This window comes from Oleiphilus sp. HI0066, from assembly GCF_001635725.1.
In genome coordinates this window covers 1-1,066 of sequence record NZ_LWFH01001494.1, presented here as the reverse complement: position 1 = coordinate 1,066, position 1,066 = coordinate 1, and the positions used below count along the sequence as shown (strand labels likewise).

Annotated in this window: 1 protein-coding gene; it reads right to left on the bottom strand. The window is 45.0% G+C overall.

Going from position 1 to position 1,066, the window contains the following annotated elements; genetic code table 11:
- Positions 1-1,037, bottom strand: a 1,037-nt coding sequence (locus A3738_RS23145; protein ID WP_231876742.1) for a hypothetical protein, incomplete at its 3' end; no start/stop codon positions are given.
- Positions 1,038-1,066 lie beyond the last annotated feature (29 nt).

Below are 1,066 nucleotides of genomic sequence, written 5' to 3'. Positions count from 1 at the left end.
ACAACAAAATCACCATTATCAATATTGATAGTCGCGTCGTTCCCCGTAATTTGACCAAATGCCCCAATCACTCCGCGATTATCAACATTGATCGAACCACCTTGAAGTCTTAAATCTGAGCCAGTCAGCATACGCAAAGAGGCTCTATCCAAATTAATCGTCAAATTAGGGGTCAATAAAAGAGTTTCTGCGCGAATTTGATTGAGGTGTGTCGCGTTTAAAATAGTGGGGCTACTTGTATCTTTTGTCTTAATCACTTCCGCTCTTAGATAATCAACAGAGCGATCACCCGTTACCGTGTTGTGTCTTCCCGACAAAACCAAACGCCTCGTTTCCAGGTTACCGCTCACTAAATTTACAGTCGTGTCGTTCAGATTTGCGGTGGTGGGTAAAAAAGAGATCGCACTACCCTCGTATGCAAGCGTCGCTCCATCTACGTTCAAGGTATCGAAAGTAGCGATCGTCTCAGAAGTTCTGAAGCCAAGTGTTGAGCCAGGATCCAAGGTCAAGACAGAGTTCGAGCCAAAGTCCAAAACCGATTCATGGAACTTTAAGGTCGCGCCCGCTTCAACATTCAGACGATTTTGCCCAGTGAAACTTAATGCACGTCTTGCCGCACCAGCACCAAAAAACTCAAACGTGGTTCCGTTTTTGATATTCCAATCAATGTCCGCAGGGATAGTCGTCCCAGCCATTCCTTTCCACTGATTTGAACCAGTTTCGCTCGTCACGGTAAGCTTCGTACCGCTATGAAAGATTGGGTCTCGGGTATGCCAGTAAACCTTACTATCCTTGAAAGTGAGCGTATTGCTGAGTTGATCGAATTTGAAAATTACATTCGCCTCCAAATCAACATTGTCTAACGTGAGCTTACTCGTCGTAATTGTTTTTCGGAGATTGTCTTCCTGATAAGGCTTGGCACTGCCAATACCACGAACAGAGAAAATTTCTAGTACTCTCTGGCCGGTCCCCTCACCTTTAATCGTGAGGTCGTTCCAAAATTGATCGAGCCCTGGAGGACCAACATCCCCTTCCACCAACATATCGTGATTTCGAGTATATTTCA